Source organism: Paenibacillus sp. HGF5, from assembly GCF_000204455.1.
Classification (GTDB): domain Bacteria; phylum Bacillota; class Bacilli; order Paenibacillales; family Paenibacillaceae; genus Paenibacillus_AQ; species Paenibacillus_AQ lautus_A.
The window spans coordinates 12170-33794 of record NZ_AEXS01000033.1; the positions used below are offsets into that span (position 1 = coordinate 12170).

21 protein-coding genes are annotated in these 21625 nt (G+C 53.1%); 5 read left to right on the forward strand and 16 right to left on the reverse strand.

Translation table 11 applies throughout. The features are described from left to right. Positions 1-122 precede the first annotated feature (122 nt). From HMPREF9412_RS06095 to HMPREF9412_RS06105, 3 genes are all read right to left on the reverse strand, one after another. Positions 123-1766, reverse strand: coding sequence for a response regulator (locus HMPREF9412_RS06095; RefSeq protein ID WP_009590525.1), 1644 nt, complete (start codon positions 1764-1766; stop codon positions 123-125). Positions 1767-1770: 4 nt separating this feature from the next. Continuing rightward, entirely contained in the window at positions 1771-3570 is a 1800-nt protein-coding gene (locus tag HMPREF9412_RS06100; protein WP_009590502.1) for a sensor histidine kinase, read from the reverse strand. A 75-nt stretch (positions 3571-3645) separates the two neighbouring features. Next, positions 3646-4500 (reverse strand): AraC family transcriptional regulator, encoded by an 855-nt coding sequence (locus tag HMPREF9412_RS06105; RefSeq protein ID WP_009590522.1) that lies wholly within the window; start codon positions 4498-4500, stop codon positions 3646-3648. Positions 4501-4623: 123 nt separating this feature from the next. On the opposite strand from HMPREF9412_RS06105, the gene HMPREF9412_RS06110 reads away from it, so the two are divergent. Genes HMPREF9412_RS06110 through HMPREF9412_RS06120 form a run of 3 tightly spaced genes read left to right on the forward strand, consistent with a single transcriptional unit; the run spans position 4624 to position 7364 of the window. Beyond that, a complete protein-coding gene (locus tag HMPREF9412_RS06110) occupies positions 4624-6162 on the forward strand; it encodes a sulfatase family protein (protein ID WP_009590519.1) in 1539 nt (512 codons plus the stop codon). A gap of 20 nt (positions 6163-6182) precedes the next feature. Then, positions 6183-6809, forward strand: a complete 627-nt coding sequence (locus HMPREF9412_RS06115; protein ID WP_009590514.1) for a chromate transporter — start codon at positions 6183-6185, stop codon at positions 6807-6809. Between the two features lie 24 nt (positions 6810-6833). Continuing rightward, positions 6834-7364 carry a chromate transporter gene (locus tag HMPREF9412_RS06120; protein WP_009590507.1) on the forward strand — a complete coding sequence of 177 codons (531 nt, stop codon included), beginning with the start codon at positions 6834-6836 and terminating at the stop codon, positions 7362-7364. A 225-nt stretch (positions 7365-7589) separates the two neighbouring features. Here HMPREF9412_RS06120 and HMPREF9412_RS06125 read toward each other — a convergent pair whose 3' ends face one another. The 4 genes from HMPREF9412_RS06125 to HMPREF9412_RS06140 form a co-directional block, all read right to left on the reverse strand. Next, a complete protein-coding gene (locus HMPREF9412_RS06125) occupies positions 7590-8384 on the reverse strand; it encodes a sugar phosphate isomerase/epimerase family protein (RefSeq protein ID WP_009590530.1) in 795 nt (264 codons plus the stop codon). Between the two features lie 30 nt (positions 8385-8414). Then, positions 8415-9161 (reverse strand): phytanoyl-CoA dioxygenase family protein, encoded by a 747-nt coding sequence (locus tag HMPREF9412_RS06130; protein ID WP_009590527.1) that lies wholly within the window; start codon positions 9159-9161, stop codon positions 8415-8417. A gap of 78 nt (positions 9162-9239) precedes the next feature. Continuing rightward, positions 9240-10118 carry an AraC family transcriptional regulator gene (locus HMPREF9412_RS06135; RefSeq protein ID WP_009590520.1) on the reverse strand — a complete coding sequence of 293 codons (879 nt, stop codon included), beginning with the start codon at positions 10116-10118 and terminating at the stop codon, positions 9240-9242. Between the two features lie 68 nt (positions 10119-10186). Beyond that, positions 10187-11095 carry a LysR family transcriptional regulator gene (locus tag HMPREF9412_RS06140; RefSeq protein WP_009590515.1) on the reverse strand — a complete coding sequence of 303 codons (909 nt, stop codon included), beginning with the start codon at positions 11093-11095 and terminating at the stop codon, positions 10187-10189. 130 nt (positions 11096-11225) lie between these two features. Between HMPREF9412_RS06140 and HMPREF9412_RS06145 the strand changes: the two genes are divergently transcribed. Further along, positions 11226-12698, forward strand: a complete 1473-nt coding sequence (locus HMPREF9412_RS06145; RefSeq protein WP_254664009.1) for a carboxylesterase/lipase family protein — start codon at positions 11226-11228, stop codon at positions 12696-12698. Next, the gene (locus HMPREF9412_RS06150; RefSeq protein ID WP_009590518.1) at positions 12698-13465 is read left to right on the forward strand and encodes a sulfite exporter TauE/SafE family protein; all 768 of its coding nucleotides are present in this window, start codon (positions 12698-12700) and stop codon (positions 13463-13465) included. Before HMPREF9412_RS06145 ends, HMPREF9412_RS06150 begins: the two co-directional genes overlap by 1 nt. Before the next feature lie 141 nt (positions 13466-13606). Here the strand turns inward: HMPREF9412_RS06150 and HMPREF9412_RS06155 are convergent, their stop codons facing one another. The 9 genes from HMPREF9412_RS06155 to HMPREF9412_RS06195 form a co-directional block, all read right to left on the reverse strand. Then, the gene (locus HMPREF9412_RS06155) at positions 13607-14821 is read right to left on the reverse strand and encodes a TraB/GumN family protein (RefSeq protein ID WP_009590533.1); all 1215 of its coding nucleotides are present in this window, start codon (positions 14819-14821) and stop codon (positions 13607-13609) included. Positions 14822-14983: 162 nt separating this feature from the next. Next, positions 14984-16288 carry an ABC transporter permease gene (locus HMPREF9412_RS06160; RefSeq protein WP_009590508.1) on the reverse strand — a complete coding sequence of 435 codons (1305 nt, stop codon included), beginning with the start codon at positions 16286-16288 and terminating at the stop codon, positions 14984-14986. Continuing rightward, a complete protein-coding gene (locus tag HMPREF9412_RS06165) occupies positions 16281-17183 on the reverse strand; it encodes an ABC transporter ATP-binding protein (protein ID WP_009590529.1) in 903 nt (300 codons plus the stop codon). The genes HMPREF9412_RS06160 and HMPREF9412_RS06165 overlap by 8 nt, the downstream gene beginning before the upstream one ends. 22 nt (positions 17184-17205) lie before the next feature. Next, positions 17206-18108, reverse strand: a complete 903-nt coding sequence (locus tag HMPREF9412_RS06170) for an ABC transporter ATP-binding protein (protein ID WP_009590513.1) — start codon at positions 18106-18108, stop codon at positions 17206-17208. Positions 18109-18114: 6 nt separating this feature from the next. Continuing rightward, complete coding sequence (locus HMPREF9412_RS06175; RefSeq protein WP_009590531.1) at positions 18115-18516, reverse strand: GntR family transcriptional regulator; 402 nt, start codon at positions 18514-18516, stop codon at positions 18115-18117. 74 nt (positions 18517-18590) lie between these two features. Continuing rightward, the gene (locus tag HMPREF9412_RS06180) at positions 18591-19316 is read right to left on the reverse strand and encodes a hypothetical protein (protein ID WP_009590536.1); all 726 of its coding nucleotides are present in this window, start codon (positions 19314-19316) and stop codon (positions 18591-18593) included. 484 nt (positions 19317-19800) lie between these two features. After that, complete coding sequence (locus HMPREF9412_RS06185; protein ID WP_009590512.1) at positions 19801-20265, reverse strand: DUF420 domain-containing protein; 465 nt, start codon at positions 20263-20265, stop codon at positions 19801-19803. Between the two features lie 25 nt (positions 20266-20290). Next, entirely contained in the window at positions 20291-21199 is a 909-nt protein-coding gene (gene ctaG / locus HMPREF9412_RS06190; RefSeq protein ID WP_009590521.1) for a cytochrome c oxidase assembly factor CtaG, read from the reverse strand. A 100-nt stretch (positions 21200-21299) separates the two neighbouring features. Further along, a complete protein-coding gene (locus HMPREF9412_RS06195) occupies positions 21300-21623 on the reverse strand; it encodes a cytochrome C oxidase subunit IV family protein (protein WP_012818913.1) in 324 nt (107 codons plus the stop codon). Between the last annotated feature and the right edge of the window lie 2 nt (positions 21624-21625).

Consider the following 21625-nt stretch of genomic DNA (forward strand, 5'->3'; position numbering starts at 1 on the left):
TAATTCACGCGCCCCGACGGCCCGTTACAAAAATTTGACTATTTACTCCACATATTTTACGGTTTATAACAAGGCGGCTTTCGAGTCCGTTTTCCTGCCCATCCGAATACTTGGTTTTATCCTTATCCTCTTCCCAGGCGGTTCAAATACTCCTGCGGGGTCAGGCCCGTCATTTCCTTGAATACCTTGAAAAAATAATTATGGGTCGTAAACCCCACCTGCCCGCTGATTTCCTTGATCGAATATTTGCCGCTTTCCAGCAGCTTGCGCCCCGCATCGATCCGAACCCGATTCAGGTACTCCGAGAACGTCCGCTGCGTCTCTTCCTTGAATATTCGGCTCAAATAGGAAGAGTTCAGGCCGATGGCGCCCGCGGCAAGCTCCAGCGTCACATAACCCGGGTACCGCTCCAGAATAAAGTGTATGGCCTGCGTGACATGCCGGGAATAAGGCCCTCCCGCCCGGTGCTGCTTCAGCAGTCCGAGCAAGCCTGCATAGAAGGATTGCAGCCACTGCACCAGCTCCCCGACGCTGCCGATCCTTCCGAGCTCGCTTCGGGACGGGAGCTTTACCTTGGCGTCTTCCGTCCCTGGCATCCAGGTTTTCAAAGCCTTGTCCCCGGTTTGCATGAGCTCGCTGACCATCATCTGGACCGTATGCGAATGGATCGGCAGATGGTGGATGGAAGCAAAAACAGAATCGATTAAACCGTGCACGCCTTCGATGTCCAGTCGTTCAATCGAAAGCAGCAGCTGTTTGTGCTCCTCGATCGTTAGAGACACCCGCTGGTGGTATTCATCGGCAAGCCCGCCGGCCCGACCCGGCATCCTGAGGGTCGCGCTGCTGCCGGACGGCTCCGAGCGGGAAGCGTCGAGTAGCCGTTCGGCGGAGCCGTAGCTTGTGCCGAGCTGGGTCAGGCTGGTGCACACATGTCCGACGGCGCTGACGCATTTTAAATTGAGGAACAGCTCAAGCGCATGCTGAAGCTTCCTCATCTGTCCGTCGATTTCGCTCTTTATAGCATGTTCGCTCCGTTCCTTAAACGCAAACACGATCATGAAGCGTCCATCCTCCACATAAGCTGCCGTCCGCTCCCGGATATCGCCAAGGCTCTGCTGCATCATATCGACCACCTGCTGAACCAGCCGATTCGTCTGCACGTCGCTATACGACTCCGTCAGCAGCAGGAACGGAACAATCTGCAGGGCCGCGGCCGCATAGCTTGACGCACCGGTGTACAGGCCGTTTTCTCGCGGAAACGCCTCAACCTCCAGGGTGGCCTCCTTCCGTCCCCTGACCAGATGCACGATATAGTCGCGGATGTGCACGGGATGTATCCGCTCGGTCTTAACCTTGCGGGCCTCGCTCTCTTCCGGCAGCCGATCCGCCTGGCGCAATTCAAGGACCGCTTTGTTAAGCAGGGCAGCAAGCGTCGCACCGTCCAGCCGATGCTTCAATAAATAATCGATGGAGCCGTTCTTCAGGCACTCCCGCACGTAGTCATAATCATCAAAGCTGCTGAGCATGATCGTCTGAATGGACGGAAACCGTGCCTTAATCGCCCGATTGAGCTCCACGCCGTTCATTTCCGGCATATTCACGTCTATAATCGCGATATGCGGAGGAGACTGCTCGATCATCGCGAGCGCCATGATGCCGTTATGCGCTTGGCCGCATAATTCGAATCCGTGCTCATTCCAGTCCAATAACGTTCGCAGATCATGCCGCACCAGCGGTTCGTCGTCAACAAGCAGCACTTGAAACATGGCTTTATATCACCTCTTGTCGGGATTTATCCTTATTCTCCACTATGTTCGGAAGCCGAATCTCGGCCTTCGTATATAAACCCGGCTCACTGTACAATTTGACGCCGTAGCCATCGCCGTACATGTGAACGATCCGCTCATGCACATTGCGTACCCCCATGCCGCTGAAGCGGGACGTGTTTCCGTTCTTGCCCGTCTCCCCCAACAGTTGTTCCTGCTGCCCCGCCGTCATCCCCTTGCCATTGTCGATCACTTCAATCTTGAGGTCGCTTCCCTCTTCACATACGCGTATCAGCACGAGTCCCTCCTGCTCCAGCGGTCCGATGCCATGAATGATGGCATTTTCCACGAGGGGCTGCAGCATCAGCTTCAGGACCCGGCATTCCAGCAAAGCATCGTCCTCCACCTGGGTGACCATCCGGATCGGCTCCATATACCTGTACTTCACGATGGAGATATAGCGTTCTACATAATCCAGCTCCTCTTGCACCGTTAAAAATTCGCTCGAATTGCCCAAAACGCCGCGCATGAGCTCAATCAACGATCCGGACACCTCTTCGATATTCGGCACGCCGTTCATCTTGGCCAAATACTTGATGGTATTCAGCGAATTGTATAAAAAATGAGGATGAATCTGCGCCTGTAGCGCCGTTAATTCGGCCTCCCGCTTCTCTTTCTCGCTGACCCGGATCCCTTCCAGCAGCCGCTTCAAATCCTCCACCATGCTGATGAAGACGCGGTACAGCTGTCCGGTCTCGTCCTCGCTTTTGATTTCCTTTTTCGGAAACGTCAGATTCCCTTCCTTCACAAACATCATCAGGGATTTCAATCGCCGGATGTTGAGGGTGATTCGGGAAGATACCTGCAGCGAAGCGATCAGGACAACGATAAACACGATGATGGATACCTCCGCCAACAGTTTGCGGAGCCTTGCCGATTCGCTCAGCAGCGAGTCCATTGGTATCAGGGCCAGGGTGCTCCATCCCGTATACCCGGATTGACGGCTCACAACGATATAATCTCGGCCGTCTATGCTTTGCTTGATGGCATCCCCATTCCCTGCAAGGTCCTGATGAATGCGGAGAATCTTATCGAACGACGGGGCGAAGGCTGGCGCCGATTCGGCTTCATAGACGAAACCGCCCTGCTTGTCCAGCACATAAATCATGCTGTCGGTGGTCGGCTTCACGCCGTATGTTTTTTGGATAAAATCATAATTCAAATCCACCATGACCACTCCGATCGTTTCGCGGTTATATCGAATCTCCCGGCCGATCGTGATGGCATCCGATACGCCCGACTGCTTGAAATAGGCATGGCGCGATCCGTTGTGGAGCATGTAATCCATCATGGGGCTGCCCAAAACCGTCTTGTCCAGCCAAGGACCGCCCGAGAAATACACCTTCCCGTTCAAACCGACCACCGCAATTCGCGAAATATAGGGCTTGTAATCGATCAGAACGGAGAGAAACTCGTCGATCCGCTTCTGTTCCTGAAACCATTCATAACTAATCTCTTCATGGGGGCTCAGCAGCGTGTCGATCACCGTGTTTTTGTTGGTCACCACGACGGTGTTCAGCCGGTCGATTTCCTCCAGCATCATATTCAGCGATTCATCCGCCTGCCGGATGCTGTCCGAAACCGAGGTGACGGCATTTTGCATGATCGTCTCGCGCATGCTCATATACACGATGACCGTAATGGAGACGATGGACACGAGCGTAACCGCACTGAACGCAATGAAGATTTTCCCTTGAATGCTACGTCTGGGCGATAGCCATCTTTGAATCGTAGAGAGCTTCATGGCGAGTGTCTCCTTTTTTAGGTTCAGTAGAACCGGGCCGTAACCGTTTTCAAAAGTATATAACGCTTCCAGAAATCAGCATGGATTTTCACGCATCGTTATGGGCGGCACCTTGAAGTAAATCTTGAACGCCCGGGTGAATGAATACAAATTGGGATAGCCCAGGGACAGGGCAATCTCGGTGATCGTGGCGTCCGTTTCCGCTAGTAACCGTTTGGCCTTTTCCATTCGGATGCGCTGAAGGTACTTCAGGGGGGGCATTCCGACCTGACTCGCGAACATATTGGAGAAGTACGAGCGGTGCACCCCCGCGAATTCGGCAACCTGCTGAACGGATATCCCCTCGGTAGCATGCAATTCCATGTAATCCAAACACTCGTGAATCCATCCCGCAAGCTCCGTCGGCTCTGCGGAAGCCGCATCGGGAACCATGCCCGCGAGCAGACCATAAACCAAGCCTTGCAGTTCCAGCGATACCGACGGCTTCCAGCGCTCGACGCCGGCCAAGGCATCAATCACGCGTTCGGCGGACTCTTCGACCCGGGAGGATATCATTTGTCTGCCGAACGGGCTTTCCGGCACCAAGCCGGCCAGCTCGAGCAGCGGCCCCACCCTGTTTCCGTCCAATGCCAGCCAGCTCATCCGGAGCGGTGCATCCGAGGGAAGCAGGTGATAGTAATAGGTCCGGCCCGGAAACAGGCAGAACAGGTCATTCTTCTGCAGATCCACTCGTTTGCCGTCAAACTCCAGCCGCACCGTTCCCTCATGCACGAAGTGCAGACTGTAACACTCGATCCGTTTTGGCCCGACCCTGTAATTGGGCTTGGCTAAACTTCGCCCCGCCCGGACGGGCCAGATCTGTGCTTCTTTATCCAAATATCCCGGCGTATAGTAGATAAACTCGGCATACTCGTATTCGTACTCCTGCAACTCGACTTCCCCCTCTTCCCTTCATTCTTTCATCAGGATAACAAAATGACAACAAAAATATAACACGGTGCTATTTTGATAACCCCTATTTTTCAATATCATCATACTAGGAGGGGATTACACTTGTCGAGAAGACCTAACATTTTGCTAATCACTAGCGATCAGCAGCATTGGAATACGATCGGCGCGTTTCAGCCTGAAATCTCTACGCCGAACCTGGACCGCCTCGCGCGTCAAGGTACGACGTTCGAACGGGCGTACTGTCCCAATCCGACCTGCACGCCGAGCCGGGCTTCCATCATTACGGGGCAGTACCCGAGTCAGCATGGAGCCTGGACCTTGGGGACTAAGCTGCTGGAAGACCGCCATACCGTCGGCGAAAGCTTCCAAGAAGCCGGATACCGGACAGCGCTGGTGGGAAAGGCACATTTTCAGCCGTTAACATCCACGGAAGACTACCCGTCCGTCGAAGCATACCCGATCCTTCAGGATTTGGCGTATTGGCGAGATTTTCACGGTCCTTTTTACGGATTCGATCACGTCGAGCTGGCGCGCAACCATACGAACGAGGCCCATGTCGGACAACATTATGCCCTATGGCTCGAGGAGCAAGGATGTGCCAATTGGCGGGATTACTTCCTGCCGCCTACGGGAACCATGGATCCTACCCAAACATACACATGGCCCATCCCGGAAAAATACCACTACAATACCTGGATCGCCGAGCGGACCCACACGCTTTTGGACCAGTACAAGAAGGCGGAAGAGCCATTCTTTTTGTGGGCAAGCTTCTTCGACCCGCACCCGGAATATTTGGTGCCGGAGCCTTGGGATTCGATGTATGATCCGGAGAAACTCACGATCCCGTCCCTGACGCCCGGAGAGCATGACCGGAATCCGCCGCATTTCGGATTGACTCAGGAAGAGGAGCCCGATTTTTCGCATCTTGCTGAGACCGGGTTCGGCATTCACGGTTACCGTTCCCATCACTATTACGAATACGGCTCGAAATCCAGGTTAACGGAATACGACAAGAAAAAGCTGGTCGCCGTGTATTACGGCATGATCAGCATGATGGATAAATATATCGGCAAAATACTCGATAGACTGGACGAACTGGGACTGTCGGAGAATACGATCGTTGTCTTCACCACCGATCACGGACATTTCTTCGGCCAGCACGGCCTTCAAGCCAAGGGCGGGTTCCATTACGAGGATTTGATCAAGCTTCCGTTCATTGTGCGTTATCCGGGGCAGGTGCCCGCTGGGAAAAGGTCGAATGCGATACAGTCTCTGGTCGATCTGGCCCCGACCTTCCTATCCTTCTGCGGCATACCGGTCCCGCACTTGATGACGGGCATCGACCAAAAGGACGTGTGGCTCGGAGCTGTCGATACCGCAAGGCAGCACGCCCTCTGCGAATTCCGGCATGAGCCTTCAACGATTCATCAAAAAACGTACATCGAGCAGCGTTATAAAATCACCGTTTATTACAATCAAACCTACGGCGAGCTGTTTGACCTTGAGGCAGATCCCGGAGAACTGCACAATTTGTGGGACGAACCGGGATATGAGCAGCTGAAGGCGGAGCTGCTGCTTAAATATATCTGGGCCGAGCTTGGCAAGGAGCCGATGCCGATGCCGAGAATCCATCACGCCTAATGCAGAAGCTAAACGCGTACATGAACCGGGCGAAAGAACAAATAACGCTTCTGGCCCGGCTATTCTGGACCTTCTTTCGCATCGGCCCTTCCACCTTCGGAGGCGGATACGCGATGCTGCCCATGATTGAGCGCGAAGTGGTGAGCAAGAAAAAATGGGTGAACGAGGAGGAAATCGGCGAGCTGATCTCGCTTGCCGGTTCCGCTCCCGGCGGCGTCGGCGTGAATGCCGCCGCCATGATCGGGCATCGCCAAGCCGGCTTGGCCGGGGCCGTTTCGGCCGTGCTGGGCGTGACATGCCCCACATTTATCATCGTGCTCCTGATCAGCACGGCTGCGGTGTTTTTCCGGGATCAGCCCAAGGTTGAAGCGGCTTTAAAGGGGATGCACGGCGCCATCATCGCGCTGATCGCGGTGGCTGCTTACCGGATGGCCAAATATGCCGTCTTTGATGCCACCACAACGATCACCGCCCTTGCCACCGTATCCGTGATGCTGTTCACCGGCCTCCATCCCCTCTATCTGATTGCGCTTAGCCTGCTCGGCGGCATGGCCGTCATCCAGATCAAAATACGGCTGGGACTTCGAGCGGATACCGAGAAGAAGGCTGCGGCCGACAGCTGCCCGGAATTGGAATATTACATTTGAGCGAAACGAATCGGGGCGAAGGAAATGTATTGGGACTTGTTCATGATATTCATTGGCGTAGGCCTTGTGTCTTTTGGCGGCGGATATGCGGTTATCCCGGTCATTCAGAAGGAGATCACGGAAAAAGGGCTGCTGACCGCAGCGGAATTCCAGCAGACCGTGGCGCTGGCCGGCATGGCACCCGGGTCGATCGCCACCAATGCCGCCACGCTGATCGGCTATCAGACCGCCGGCTATGCCGGGGCCGTCGTCTCGACCGCCGGCATCATCCTGCCGTCGCTGGTCGTCATCGTGATGCTCTCCGCCTTCTTCTACCGCATGCGGGGGAATCCATGGGTGAAATCTTCGTTATACGGCTTGCGTCCGGTCACGACCGGACTCATCGTCTATGCGGCCATTCATTTTGGTTATCCCGATGAGGGCGACGGGGTATTAAGCGGACTCATTCCCACGCTGCTGATTTGCGGAGCTTGTTTATTTCTCCTGCTCAAATACAAACTCCACCCGTTGTTGATTCTCCTTATGGCCGGCGCTGCCGGCGTCGTTTTATTCTAACGCGGTAAGGTGAGGCGGGAAGCTTCAGTCGGCTCCAACAGCATCCCAATATGGTTCTTTTGTACATCGCGTGCGCGGGTCCCTCCCTGAGGGCTTGGTGCGTGGTCCGGGGCATGCATGGATGGCTGGCTGCGGGTGTATGAGTGGTTACAGGGATGGCTTTCCCAAAGAAACGAATAACAAGCCGGAACCTTTATACGGTCCGGCTTGTTATTCGTTTCTTATTTATGGCGCCAACCGTTCCGAAATGCGTTTGGCCATCCACTCGTTTACGTCCCAGAGATCCGCGACGGGAGCCCCTGTGAAAGGGAGGGTGTGCATGTACCCGGCCGGACCAAATTCAGGCGTTATGCTGGTGTGACTGAACCCTTGCTCTCTTCGGTATTGGACAATGCGTGACCACCAGGCTTCAAAGACTGTCAGCTCCCGGCCGTATTCAGGCGCCCCGGGATGGGGAACCTGCGGGCCCTGAGCGTAGCCTACGCGCGCGTGAATATGGACGGTCCGGCGTATGGCGGCTTCCATGTCTTCCGCATAGTCCTCCAGCAAGGACTCGGTCACGCAGCACCAATGGCTGAAATCGGCCGTAATGCTCAGCTCCGGGAACTCCTCCAGCAAGGTGCGCGTCGTCCACGGCGTGAACATCGCCCGCGACCGGTGGGTTTCGTGCCCGATGGTGATGCCGACCTCCTGCTCTATTTTCAGCGCAGCCTCGAAAAAACGCAGCTGCTCCTCGATCTTCATGCCATCCCGGGCGCTATGGGACACGATCAGCTTCGGGCCGAAGGCTGCGGCCCGGTGCGCCTGCTCGGCAAAGGTGTCTTGATGGGGCACGGATGTAGTCACCTGGGCAATGTAATGAAGCTGAAATTCCTCCAGCAAATCCTTAAATTCGGCTTCCAGATTCGCCGGCGGCAGCGGAGCTTCAATTCCCGTGTAACCGGCCTGTGTAGCCCTCGTCAATTGGTCCCTGCAGCTTCCCTCCATGCCCCACAGGGCCTTATACAGCTGAATGTTCAATTCGTGCACGCTCCTTTATCCCCATCCGGGTTATTCGTTGACGAATTTCGTTCCGGCGATGTTCTTTCCACGGGCCAGCCACACCTTAAAACCGGGATTCTTATCCGGATAAACCAGCGCGTCCGTCGAGAAATACCGCATGGTGTACCCGCAGCGCCGGTACGGGCTTGTATTCGGCGCCGCGCCATGGATGATGCGCGAATCGTGAAGCGAGCATTCCCCTAGCTCCAGTTCGAAATAAACCGCCCTAGACTCGTCAACCGAGCCGGTCTTGATTTGGGTGTCGAACAAATTCGTTGTCCCGTCCACCTCCTCATAGTCCGAGAACCCGCTATGATGCGTGCCTGGAATGACGCGCATGCATCCATTTTCCTTCCAGCTGCGGTCGATTGCCAGCCATACGGTGATAATCTTGTCGAAGCTGCTTAATCTTCCGTTCCAGTAGGCCGAATCCTCATGCCAAGGCGTAGCGCGTCCGATATGCGGATCTTTGCAGATAAAATGGCTCGACCACAGCCCGATATTCGGTCCGATGATCGGTTCGACCAGATCAAGCACCTCATCGGCCAACAGGAAATCCAGCAGCCTTTCGTCACGGAAATGCGGCGTATCCAGTTCGTCCGATAGCTTGCTGCCCTTCTCCTCGAGCTGTTCTTCAAAGATGGAGGTCAGTACCTGCATTTTTTCGGCGCTAAAGAGCGGTTTCCGGTATAGGTAATACCCGTTCTCCTTATAAAACTCAACTTCCTGCTTCGAAAGCGCTTGCGTTGTCATCATCATAACCTCCAGTCAAGTAAGGATTTCACCAACTGAGGCCATTATATCCCGGACGGTGACAGCCATACTGCGCATTCGTTAGGAAAAATACTGCATATCTTCGGCTATCCCTGCATGATGGCGGTACTGCCTGGGGGACATCCCTTTTCGCTGACGAAACACCCTCTCGAAATGCCCTAACGTATTGAAGCCGGAGGCGTAACAAATTTCGGTGACGGGCAGCGAGGAAGCCCGAAGCAGCGATTCGGCAAATTGCATTCTGACATTTTGCAGGTAACGCTGAAAAGACTGTCCCACGGACTTCGAGAAACACTCGCTGAAATACGTAGCCGAGTATTGGGCCTGTGCGGCCGCATCTTCCAATCTCAAATCTTCCCGGAAGTGGTGGTGAATGTAGATCAAGGCCCTTTGCAGGTTTACGTTGAGCTGCCGATTCCCGGTCCCGTTCGTGGGCAAAGCGCAGTTTGCGGTACTGCCCCGATTCAGATCCACCAACAGCCGCTGAAGCGTAGCCCGAATCGCGATCTCGCTGCCTTCGCGCGAAGCTCCGGTTTCTTCCCTCATCCGTTCATAATCGGCGAATATCTGCCGGTGCTGCATCTCCTCGAGCTGTGCATGCAGCACCAGCTTGCCTCCGAACAACCAGTGATACAGGTTATCGTCCATCATGGCCTCGGTAAAAATGACATTGTATATTTCGAGAGGCTTGTCTTCCTTGGACACCAGCTCATGGAAGTCGGCCGGCGTCAGCAGGAAGAGGGTTCCGGAAGACAGCGGATACGCGGAGCCGTTGAGCCTATGCTCCCCTTCTCCCCCAACTACATAACTCAGCTCGTAAAATTCATGCCAATGCAGCGGAATCGTCCCCGGATGAATGCCGTGAAATACTTGAACAGGCGCGCGAGGCTGCAATCGGTAATTCTCATTGGTTAGCCTGGGAGGCTGTTTGGTTTCCACTTGTGACGCTCCTTTTCGCTTTTCAATTCACTAAAATCTCACGCCGTGGACGGTCAGGTCGGTACAGGCTAGAGCTCTCTCCGAGCCATGTTCTGCCGGTGCGATTCGGCCAGCCGAGCAAAGTACCGAATGGCAAAATCCCGGAACAGCACCGCCGTCTGCATAAGGTATCGGTCCTTGGGCCAAGACAAGGAAATCGAGCGCTTGCACCAGCTTTCTTCGAGCCTCAGCTGGACGACATCGGGCCCGGTTGATCCGCCCCATGTCACGACCGGCAGGAAGGCGACGCCCTGACCCGCTCGAATGAGACCGCGGACGGTGGCGGGGTCGTCGCTCTCGAATCGGATGCGGGGGGTAAAGCCGGCAAGGCGGCAGAACGCATCGGTCGTTTCACGCAGCGATTTGCCCGGAGGCAGCGTAATGAAGCTCTCTTCCTTAAGCTCCCGCAAGCTGACCCGATCTCGATCCGCAAGCGGATGGTCAGCGGGTACCGCAACCACGATCTCCTCTTCGAGCAAGCACACCGAGGTCGTTCCCTTCGGCGGCTCTGCGCCATCGGACAGGCATAAATCGAAGCTCGGCATCCCTACGGATGACAAAACATGCTGCTGCAATTGGAACTCGGCATTCGGGCATTCTTTGCGAAAATCAGCCAATAGATCCGGCAGCAAATGCGAGGAGACGCGCACATCGAGCGTGATGGCGGCGGAGGTGCTGCCGCTGGCATCCTGCAGCTGCAGCTTTCCGTCCTCCAGCGCCTGCAGCGCAATATCCACTTGATGGAGAAACAGCTTGCCATGCTCGTTCAGACGTATGGATTTGCGTTCCCGCTCGAACAGCTTGGTTCCCAGCTCGGTTTCTAGCGATGCGATCATTTTGCTTAATGCCGGCTGCGATATATGAAGGCTATGGGCTGCTTTCGTCATGTGCTGCATTCGGGCAGCAGTCTGAAAATACTTTAATTGCAACAGTTCCATCTCATTCCAACTTTCTTTGATACATAACTCATCAGTTATCATTTATATAATCTAATATATATTAGGGCTCATCATAGAAACAAGATATAATAATCTCATCTTGTAAGGATAGGAGACGGTCGACTTGATCGTGCAAACATTATCAGGCACAGTGGAAGGCGCCGATTTAAACGGCGTGCATGTATTCCGGGGCATCCCCTATGCTGCCGCACCTGTAGGCAATCGCAGATTCAAGCCTCCGGCCCCTCCGCTCGCTTGGACGGGCGTAAGGCCGTGCAAGCAATTCGGGCCGATCGCCCCCCAGCAGCATCAGCCGAACGGGAACGTGCCCGGGCTTGTTCAGTCCGAGGATTGCCTAAACTTAAATGTGTGGACAACGGGCGTCAGCGAGAAATTAAAACCGGTCATGGTTTATATCCATGGCGGCGGGTTCGTGTCGGGAAACGGAGCGGATTGCGATGGATCCCGCTACGCAGCAGAGGATGGGATCGTCTACGTATCGATCAATTACCGGATTGGTGCATTAGGTTTTTTGTATTTGGGAGACCTGCTCGGCAACGAGTATGAAACCTCCGGAAACTATGGCATGCTTGATATCATAGCTGCCCTCCGATGGGTTCGGTTGAATATTGCCGTATTTGGCGGCGACCCGTCGCGGGTAACCGTCATCGGCAATTCTGCCGGGGCCAAATGTACCGCCACCCTCTACGTGATGGAAGCGGCACAGGGCTTATTTCACCGGGCCATTGCCCAAAGCGGCGCAACGCAGTCGATACGGGATTGCCAAACCGCCAATGTCACGACTCTTAGGCTGCTTGAAGAGCTGGGGTTACCGCAAGCACAGGCGCATCAGCTGCTTGAACTTCCTGCGGAGAGAATCATCGAAGCGCAGTCGGCGATCGGCTCCGACACCTCGCGCAGCCTGCATATGTTCGGCCCGGTTGCCGACGGCCATGTCATTCCGTTGGATCCACTGGCGAGTCTAGCCGGGAACGCCGGCCTTCCGCCGCTGCTGATCGGCACGAATGAGAATGAAGCGGCTATTTTTATCCATAACGATCCGGCGCTTCAGTCCCCGGCTTTCGAGACGCTCGAACGATTCTTCGGAGAGAATGCCGCTGTGGCGTGGAATGCTTATGCTTGTTATGAGCAATCGATGGCATCGGGTGAAGCGTGGAGCAAAGCATTGACCGAACATCTCTATACGATCGGAGCGATGCAGTTTGCAGAAGCCGTGGCATCGTCAGGAACTCCTGTATGGATGTATCGGCTCCAATGCGGCGGCTCGCTCGGCGCGATACACGGGTATGAAGGCAGTATCATCGGCGCGGCATTCAACCGAAATGCGATGCCCGCTGAATGGCACTCCAATGAGGATCCCTATTCCGTAGCCGCCGAGAGCTATGCGCTGGCACGCGCCATGCGGGAAGCATGGGTCGCATTCGTACAAAGCGGAGAGCCGAATATTCGTGCGCTGCCGGCTTGGCCCGTCTATGGGAGCGGGCACCCCACCATGGTACTGGACCGAAACAGCTGCGTTCGAGAGGACCTGCCGGTTCCGGCCGGAATCGGCGTGCCCCATCAGGTTTGGAGGATGGCCTGATGTTGTTGATCCAAATCGCCCTCGTTATGGTGCTGCTCGGACTACTCCTCGGTTTCGTGGGCGCAGGCGGATCGGGTTTTATTATTTCCATCCTGACGGTCGTATTCGGTTATCCCATCCATACCGCGCTGGGTACCGCACTGGCAGCGATGTTCTTCTCGTCGCTTTCCGGTTCGGTCAGTCATTATCGTGAAGGGAATATGGTGCTGAGAACGGGTGCCGTCGTCGGCTTAGCCGGTGCGGCAGGGGCGTGGGTCAGCTCAGGCTGGTCCTCGCTGATTCCCGAGGATCAACTGGGCTTTATGACATCCGGGATGCTCTTCGCCTCCGGACTGGCCTTATGGTTCAGGATGTTGTACGTCTCTCGGCGGTCCCAGGCTTCCGAGGTCTCGGCTCCACCGATTGTCCAGGGTTTCCGGTACTGGCTGCAGGCGCTGCTCATCGGACTGATCACCGGTGCCTTATCGGGTTTGTTCGGAATCGGCTCCACCCCGTTCATCCAGATCGGGCTCATGCTTGTCCTCGGCATGTCGCTGCGCTTTGCTGCCGGTACGACCATGCTGGTCATTATGCCGATTGCGCTGGCCGGAGGCGCCGGATACTTCTCCATCGGATACCTGGATGTTCAACTGCTCGCCGCCGTTGTGGTCGGGACGATGTCCGGGTCGTACGTCGGAGCAAAATTTACGAAGCGCGTACCCGTTGTCTGGCTGAAAACCTGCATGGTCCTTACCCCGATGATCGGCGCTGCCATATTGCTGCTGTAGGGGCTGCTGGAACTGCTTCTAGTTATGTAATAAAATACGGAAACAACAAAAAACCTTCCAATGATCGTCATTCGATCATTGGAAGGTTTTCGCTTTTTGAATGTTAGAAACGAGTCATAATTCGCAAGCGATGGCTTTTATCTATTTACGAACAACGGTATAGCCTTTATCCTCAAGCAGCTTCACGATGCCATGCTCACCCAGATAGTGGGCTGCGCCAACCACGATGAAGTACTCTTCTTTTTTGCCGTTCTTCAGGTATCCGTCGATTTTCTCGGCCATGCCGATGTTTCGGTCAATCAGCATCGCTTTGTTGTATTCCTCATCAGCGGCCATGCTGTTGGTGAACTCCAGCAGCGCCTCATCATTACCCGTCTTCCACATTTCAGCCAATTGCTCCACACCGTCATCCAGGACGTCGAAATTATCCAAGGCGATGTTGAGATTCTTTTCTTGCAGCTCTTTGGAGAAGCCATTAAACATGCCGAGCTGCAATTCATAGGATTCAAGCTCGATTACCGGAATTTTGCGCTCGATCGCTTTCTGGACGAAATACAGATCGATTCCAGCAGCGGCTTCGTATCCAGCCTTCACCGCTTTCAAGCTGCTGATCGTGGTTTCCACTACCCAAGGCTTGAATACATCCAAGGCATTCGGCTTCATACCGCTCTCCGTCAGGATTTTGCCTAGCTTGGCGTACGTCTCGCTGGACACATGATCCTTGAGCGTTGTTCCATCCTTATACATGCCCATATCCATGATCAACTGCTGCTGCGCTTCGTCAGCTGCTTTGCTGACATCAACCTCGACACCGAGATAGTCTGCTTCGGCAAAGGCTTCCTCAAATTCTGGACGCAGCGGGTAGAAGCTGTCATCCGCGATATGCATAGAGCCCACCAGGTACACAGTATTCCCGTTGCTCTCTACTTCCCATATAAACCCGCGGCCGCCGGTCTGCGCGGTTTCCGTCGCCTTGGAAACTAGCAGAACGGTACGGGTTGCTGCATTCCATTTGACCTCATAGCCGGCTGCGTCCCCGACAACCCGAATGGGCGCATAAGTTACGCCATTGATTCGTTTCAGTTTGCCTTTTAAGGTAATGGTCTTACCGTCCACCACCGCAGTAATGGTATCATCTGCAGCCCCCGTCAGCTTCACGTCCAGAGCCTGGAGCGTGCTTCTAAGCGGAACAAGCGTCGTGCCTTTTTCTATAACCGGTGTACCAAGCGAATATTCGACAACTTGGTTATTCACTTTCACAGCCGGCTGCTGCGGCGCTGCCATGGCAGGCACTGACGTGGCAAGCAATCCCGCCGAAATCGTGAGAGACAAGAGCATGCGTTTCCAATTTTTCATGTATGTAAACTCCTTTATTTTGGTGTAGTCTGGTGCGATAAAGAATAGCCGTGCAGCACGAGATTCATTTTATGGGGTTATGTCCGCCATACCGACGTCGGTATGGCGCCCCCGTTAACTCTACTTTTTTGTTCCAGCAGCCCAAACACTACTTGCATTGCTTTACATCTTGTATGCTTTCATTGCTTTTCGAAGCTCCTTGAACGTAGGGCGTTTACCGTACATCAGGACGCCGGTGCGATAGATTTTCGCAGCCAGCCAGCCGAAGACGAGAATGGCCACGACCAGGATCGCCAGCGAGAGAAGAATCTCCCATACGGTAATGTCGCCTAGTCCGATCCGTACCAGAATCGTGGTCGGCGAGATGAACGGAATGTACGAGGACACCTTCATCAGCATCGAGTTTGGAGCGCTCAGGCTAAAGATCGCGATATAGAACGCCACCAGCGACAGCATCGTAATCGGCATGACCGCCTGCCCTAAATCCTCGGTACGGCTGACGATCGAACCAATGGCCGCATAAAGCATCGCATACAAGAAATAGCCAAGGATGTAGAAGATTAAACCGAACACCAGCAGCATCGGATCGATCGCGCTCAGGTCGAGATTCATCTCCTTCAATGTATCCAGGTTGTGCGGAAGCATCAGGTTCACGGCGGCCACGATGCCGAATGCGGCGATCTGCGACAGTCCCAGCAGGAACATGCCGATGACCTTGCCAAACATTTGGCTCAGCGGAGATACGCTTGTAATCAAGATCTCCATAATGCGGGAGCTCTTCTCTGTCGTCACTTCGGATGCGATCATGTTGCCCGTACCCATCAAGGTGAAGAAGAACAGAATAATCAGAGCGTAAACCACAATGTAGTTGATAACCTCGGAAGCCCCTTCCTTCTCATCCGAAGCCCCGTCTGCATTGCCTGATGGATTCGTGCTAATGCTGCGGGCGTCAATCTGAACCGGCGTATTCAGTTCATTGATTTGGGCATCGGACAAATTGAGTCCTTCTACGATGCTGCGCGTCTTTGCCACCTGCAGCGCTGCTTGCAGATTGGATTGCAGTTCCGGGCTCATGGCCTCGTCTTCGGAGCTGTAGACCACGGTTGGGAATGTATTGCCTTCCTGCGCTTCAAATTTCAAATAACCTTCGATTACGCCGTCTTTAATGTCTTGATTCAGGGCAGCTTCATCTGTCGTTTCGTATTTGACGAATTCGTAGGAATTAGCCGGTAAGCTGCTCCAAGTTGTCTCCAATTGTTCGGCAAGCGTTTGTTCTTGTCCATATACCAGCCCGATGCGGGTGGTCTCGTCGGATCCAGCCTTATCCCCCGTAAACATTTGGATCAGAAAAGGAAGATTGATCCCGATCGTAATAATGAGTGCAAATATCAAGGTTGAAACGAGAAACGACTTCGTTCTTACTTTATTCATGAACGTAAATCGGATAACGGTCCACATATTATTCATTGGATTCACCTACCGCCTTTATGAAGATTTGATTGAGTGTCGGCTCCTTCACTTCAAACCGATGGATTGTGCTTTGCGACATGGCCGTATTCAAAATGTTCTGCGCTGCATCAACCTGACTGATCCGGATGGAGTAGCCGTCCTCTGTGCGCTCCACCGCCGTTACGCCAGGCAGGGCTTCAAGCCCCCGAACTTCACCGGACGTACCGAGCACCACCTCTTCACGAGGATACTTGGATTTGATATCCTTCAAATTCCCTTTTACCACCGTATTGGAGCGATGGAGAATCGTAATGTTTTTGCACAGTTCCTCAACGTGTTCCATCCGGTGAGTGGAGAACAGAATGCTCGTTCCTTTGTCTCGGAGTTCTTTTACCGTTGATTTCAGAAGTTCGACGTTAACCGGATCCAGTCCGCTGAAGGCTTCGTCGAGAATGAGAATTTGCGGGTCATGGACAACCGCTGCGATAAAGCCCATTTTTTGCTGATTGCCCTTGGACAGCTCTTCGATCTTCTTGTCGTAATAGTCGGGAACTTCAAACCGTTCCAGCCAGTACTTCAAACTCTTGTCGGCGTCTTTTGGAGACATGCCCCGCAGCTGAGCCAAGTAGGAAATTTGCTCGCTGACCTTCACTTTCGGGTATAACCCGCGTTCTTCCGGCAAGTACCCCATAATGTGGCGAAGTTCCTTGTTGTAAGGCTTTCCGTTGTACAGGATCGTACCGTCATCCGGGTAGATCAGTCCAAGCACCATCCGCATGGTGGTGGTTTTGCCGGCGCCGTTCGCCCCGAGCAGCCCGTAGATTTCACCTTCCTCAACCTGAAGCGAAATCCGGTTTACTGCCGTTTTGTCTGCATAAATCTTAACTACATTGTCTAATTGCAATCGTTGCATCTTTTAAAAACCCCTCTCTATCCTAGTTCTGCACATTGGCAGGCATGTTTCCGTCAATCCATAATCGAAGCACTTCATCCAGCTCCAGGGAACGGGTCTGAATAAACGGGATGCCTGCAGACTGCAAGATCCTCTCCACTTCCAAGCATTCCGTCGTTATAAAAGAAATCGTGCTCGCTGTCTCTTGCTTAAAGCTCAGAATACCCGGCAGTTCCTCTACAATGGCGGCATCTCCCTGAATCCAGCATTCCCTCCAGTTGTCCAGCAGCGAATCCTTCTCCACCATGCCGAGCATCTTCCCATGATGGATGAGAATAACATAATCGGCCAGGCGCCGGATTTCATCCACCACATGGGTGGAGAGCACGATGGTTGTATCCATGGACTTCATCACTTTGTGCAGCTGATCGATCATCAGCTTCCAGGCGAAGGGATCCAGACCCGAGGAAGGTTCATCCAGCAGCAGGAACTTGGGCCTTGGCGCCAGAGCAGCGGCAATCTCGAACTTGCGGCGTTCCCCCTTGGACATCTTGCGCAGTTTGACGCCCCGCGGGACATCGAACCGGGATAGAAGCTCATCGAAAAAATAACCGTCCCAATCGTCATACCAGGATGCGCGAAAGCTGGCCGCTTCATCCACCGTCATATGCTGTTCTTCTATGCTTAGCTGTTCAGGAACGAATCCCATCTGTTTACGGATCGAGACCGGAAGCTCTCCTCGGTAAGACTCGCCGAACCAGGTGATTTCGCCTTCGTCCGGAAACACGGTCTGCATCATCATATTCAGCAGCGTGCTTTTTCCCGAGCCGTTAGGCCCCACCAGGGCAACGATATATCCTTGGGGAATCGATAATTGTATCGGGCCTATGGTTTTCGTTCTTCGCCGTTTAATGACATTACGAAATTCAATAACATGCGGTTCCATGGAATGTTAGCGACCTCCTTTGGCATCATATTTTTCCCGGACAACTTCCATGAACATCTCTTTCATCTCTTCTTCATTGAATTGAACGGCAAGCCCTTTATCTACAGCATCCCTTAATGCCTCAATGACCGCATCGCGTTTATATTGTTCTCGGGCCTGGTCGCCGACGCCTGCAACGAAAGTTCCGGTACCTTGCCTCGTTCGCAGCAGCCCTTCATTCTCAAGATCCTGATACACCCTGCGCACCGTAATGACGCTACACTTCAGATCTCCGGCAAATTCCCTAATGGATGGCAATAACGTTCCCTCCTCGATTTGACCGCTAATAATGAGCGAGCGCAGCTGTGTTTCAATCTGGTGATATAAAGGCTCTGCGCTATTTTCATTGATCTGTATCAGAAGTCGCACCTTTTACCACCTCGCTTTTCTTTTGTACATAAGCCCGTGCCATTGCATGCCATACGGATTCATCTTAAGGTCCTTCATGATAAATCCCTGGTCTGCTGCCGCGTGTAGGTTAACTTGCTCATGAGCAGCATGGACGCCAATCCCGCAATCAGCGCACCCCACATCACCGGAGATAACAGGCCCCATTGCATGGCGGCGTTTGCTGAGAATTCGAATATGCTGTAACCCAGCAGGCTCAGTACAGCGACCGATCCCGCAATGAAAAAATTCAAAATAACGGTATTCCTTAGATACACCTTGCCGCTGCTCATACTTTCCCAGTAAATATAAGGTCCCGTTAATAAAAATCCAACCCCGACCCATGTCAGCATAAAGGCGATATAGCTTGGAATATCCATCACGCTTCTTAGGTGATTGCCTATAGCGTAGATGATTCCGTAAAACACGATGCTGTTGATGGCAAAAGCGATCAGGGAATTAATGATCCGGCTAACAAAAATAGCGGAAGCCGGCACCGGTATGCTCCGGTAGAAGTACAGCATTCGGGTGTATGAATCCTCGTTCAAATATTTGAAGGACTTTCTGTTAAATAAAAATCCTACAAAAGGAGCAAAAAGCACCATGATAAAATCGACAAACGGGTTATTGTATTCGTCTAGATGCTCGAACTGAACGTTTATGACGACGCTCGTGGCAAACCCCATGTACAGCATGAACAGTATCGTCCATATGATTTGGAGCTTATCGCTTGCGAAGTCTTTCTTCACGATCTTCATCGCATTATGGAAAACCTGTTGCAATGCGTCTCACCCTTTCATTCCTTCATACATTCATTTCGTTCTATCATCACAGTCTGAGTTACACTGTGCTTAGTGTGATTACTGTGCTCACTGTGTATATCTTTATACACAGTATATAGTGTGCATATAAACAGTGTCAATAGAAGTTGTAAAATTTTATAATTTCCTGGTTTCAACAGCGACCGGAACGGGTTCACTCCCCGTCCTGCCCACACAGTACACCCGGTTGAGATAACCACGGGTGTTCCTTCCCTGCGGCGGCTCACTCAACAGTATCCCTGCTCAAGGGGAGTGCAGCCGTGGAGGAGACCTGGCGTTCGCCTTTGAAACCGGGAAACTACCACCTCCTCTAATCCCAGTTTCCTGGTTTCAACAGCGACCGGAACGGATACACTCCCCCTCTTCTGCCATCAACATCCTTGAATAAGCCGCCCCTCAAACAAAAAAACACCCGCCAGATTTCTCTGACGGGTGTTCTCCTCCATTACATTCCAAATATGACTTTCCATACAGGCTGGGTATGTCCGCCCGGGTACAACAGGTACAGCAAGGTATACACAGCTACGCCGGTAATGGCCGTAAAGAACCAGATGATCGACGTAACCTTGCCCCACTTGCGGTGCGTGGAGAATTTCTCCTTGAAGCCGAGGACCAGCGTCGTGATCCCGAACACAGCGGCTACGGTAGCCAGTACAATGTGGAAGATCAGGAATACCTGGTAATACGGCTTCAGGTCATCAGGTCCGCCCCATGACGTGTTACCGATGAATACGGTGCGCGAAGAATAGATGATAAAGAAGATGACGGCTGCGATGGCCGCCCAGATCATCACTTTCTTGTGGGCCTCGCGCTTCCCTTTAATGATAAGTCCCCAGCCAATCGCCACCAGAACGGCGCTGATGACGATGAACGTTGTACTGACCGTGGGAAATATAAAAAACCAATCCATATGGATCCCCCTTCAATAAATCCTGTTACGCCTGATTGAGTTTGCCTGGAGGAATCTCGCCAGGCAAAGGATCGTCTTCCTGATTTTCTCGTTTGTACCAGTGAAAGAACACATAGGCCAGCATCGAAGCAAAAATGATTTCCTGGAAAAACTTCATGATGATCCCGCCCACCCGCTGGTCAATCGCGGGCTCCAGGTAGCCGAAGAACTCCGGCCCGCCGAACTGGCTGAGCAACGCGGTGGTATCGCCGGCAACGCAATAGCCCATCGCCTTCGCCCATACCACTGGATCGCTATAAGTTGCGTACATCGGTTCGCTTGAGAAAATAATGAGCCCGCATGCCGGTGTCAGCAAGACCATGTTGAGAAAGATGTATCCCATCTTCATAAGCCCTGACGAATTGTCCTTCTCCGGAATCGGTTTAATGATGGCCCACCACATCAGCAGCGAGGCGATAAACAGGATCAGGTAATACAGACGGTGCACCCAGAAGTTTAACATGACAAAGTCATGGATGACCGGGATGTGGTAAAACGAAAACAAGCCGTTAAACAGAACCGCGGCAACAATCGGACGCGCAAGGAAACCGAGCTTCTTAAACGGATTGACCTTGTCGAAGGCGCGCCACATCCAAACAGGAATACCCAGAATCAAGAGCGGCACTGCCATTAGATAGGACATGGCCATACTGACCATATGAAACGAGAACATTGTATGCCCGAGCAGTTCAATAGGTCCACCCTGTGCGAGATAGAACGTTAGCATCCCGCCTACAAACAGTGTTTTCCTTCCTGCGGAAACCGGAGCACTCCCTTCAAAGCGACTGCTTAGCGGCCCGGTCAACAGGAAGTAGCCTGCCGTAACGAGCAGCATAAATGCCAGGAACAAGGGACTCCATTTATCTGCAAAACTAAAATATTCTAAGCCCAGCATGCAAAAACCTCCCCTAAACGGGTTAAATTCTGTCGAAATTGTGACACCTTCCTACGACTTAAAAAAAGAGGGGGCTGAAGTAGCCCACCTCTTTTTCATTTTACCACCAAACCCAGAACAGTGCCATGACAATACAGGTACTAGCTACGAAGAAGCCGCCAATCATGAACAGGATTGGCATCAGATGCCCTTTGTCCTTCAAGTGCATCCAGTAACCCATTTGCACGAACACCTGCAACACAGCCATAACCAGCAAAAGGATGATCGTAAATGCTGTGTTGATGCCACCGGCTGCGACAGCCGCAAAAGCAATCGCAGTCAAGACGATGGAGAAAATAAAGACGACAATGTGTTTCTCAGGACCTTCCACACGATGGCGGTGTTTCACTGTAGGCCCCTCATTGGATTGTTGATTCGCAGTCATTC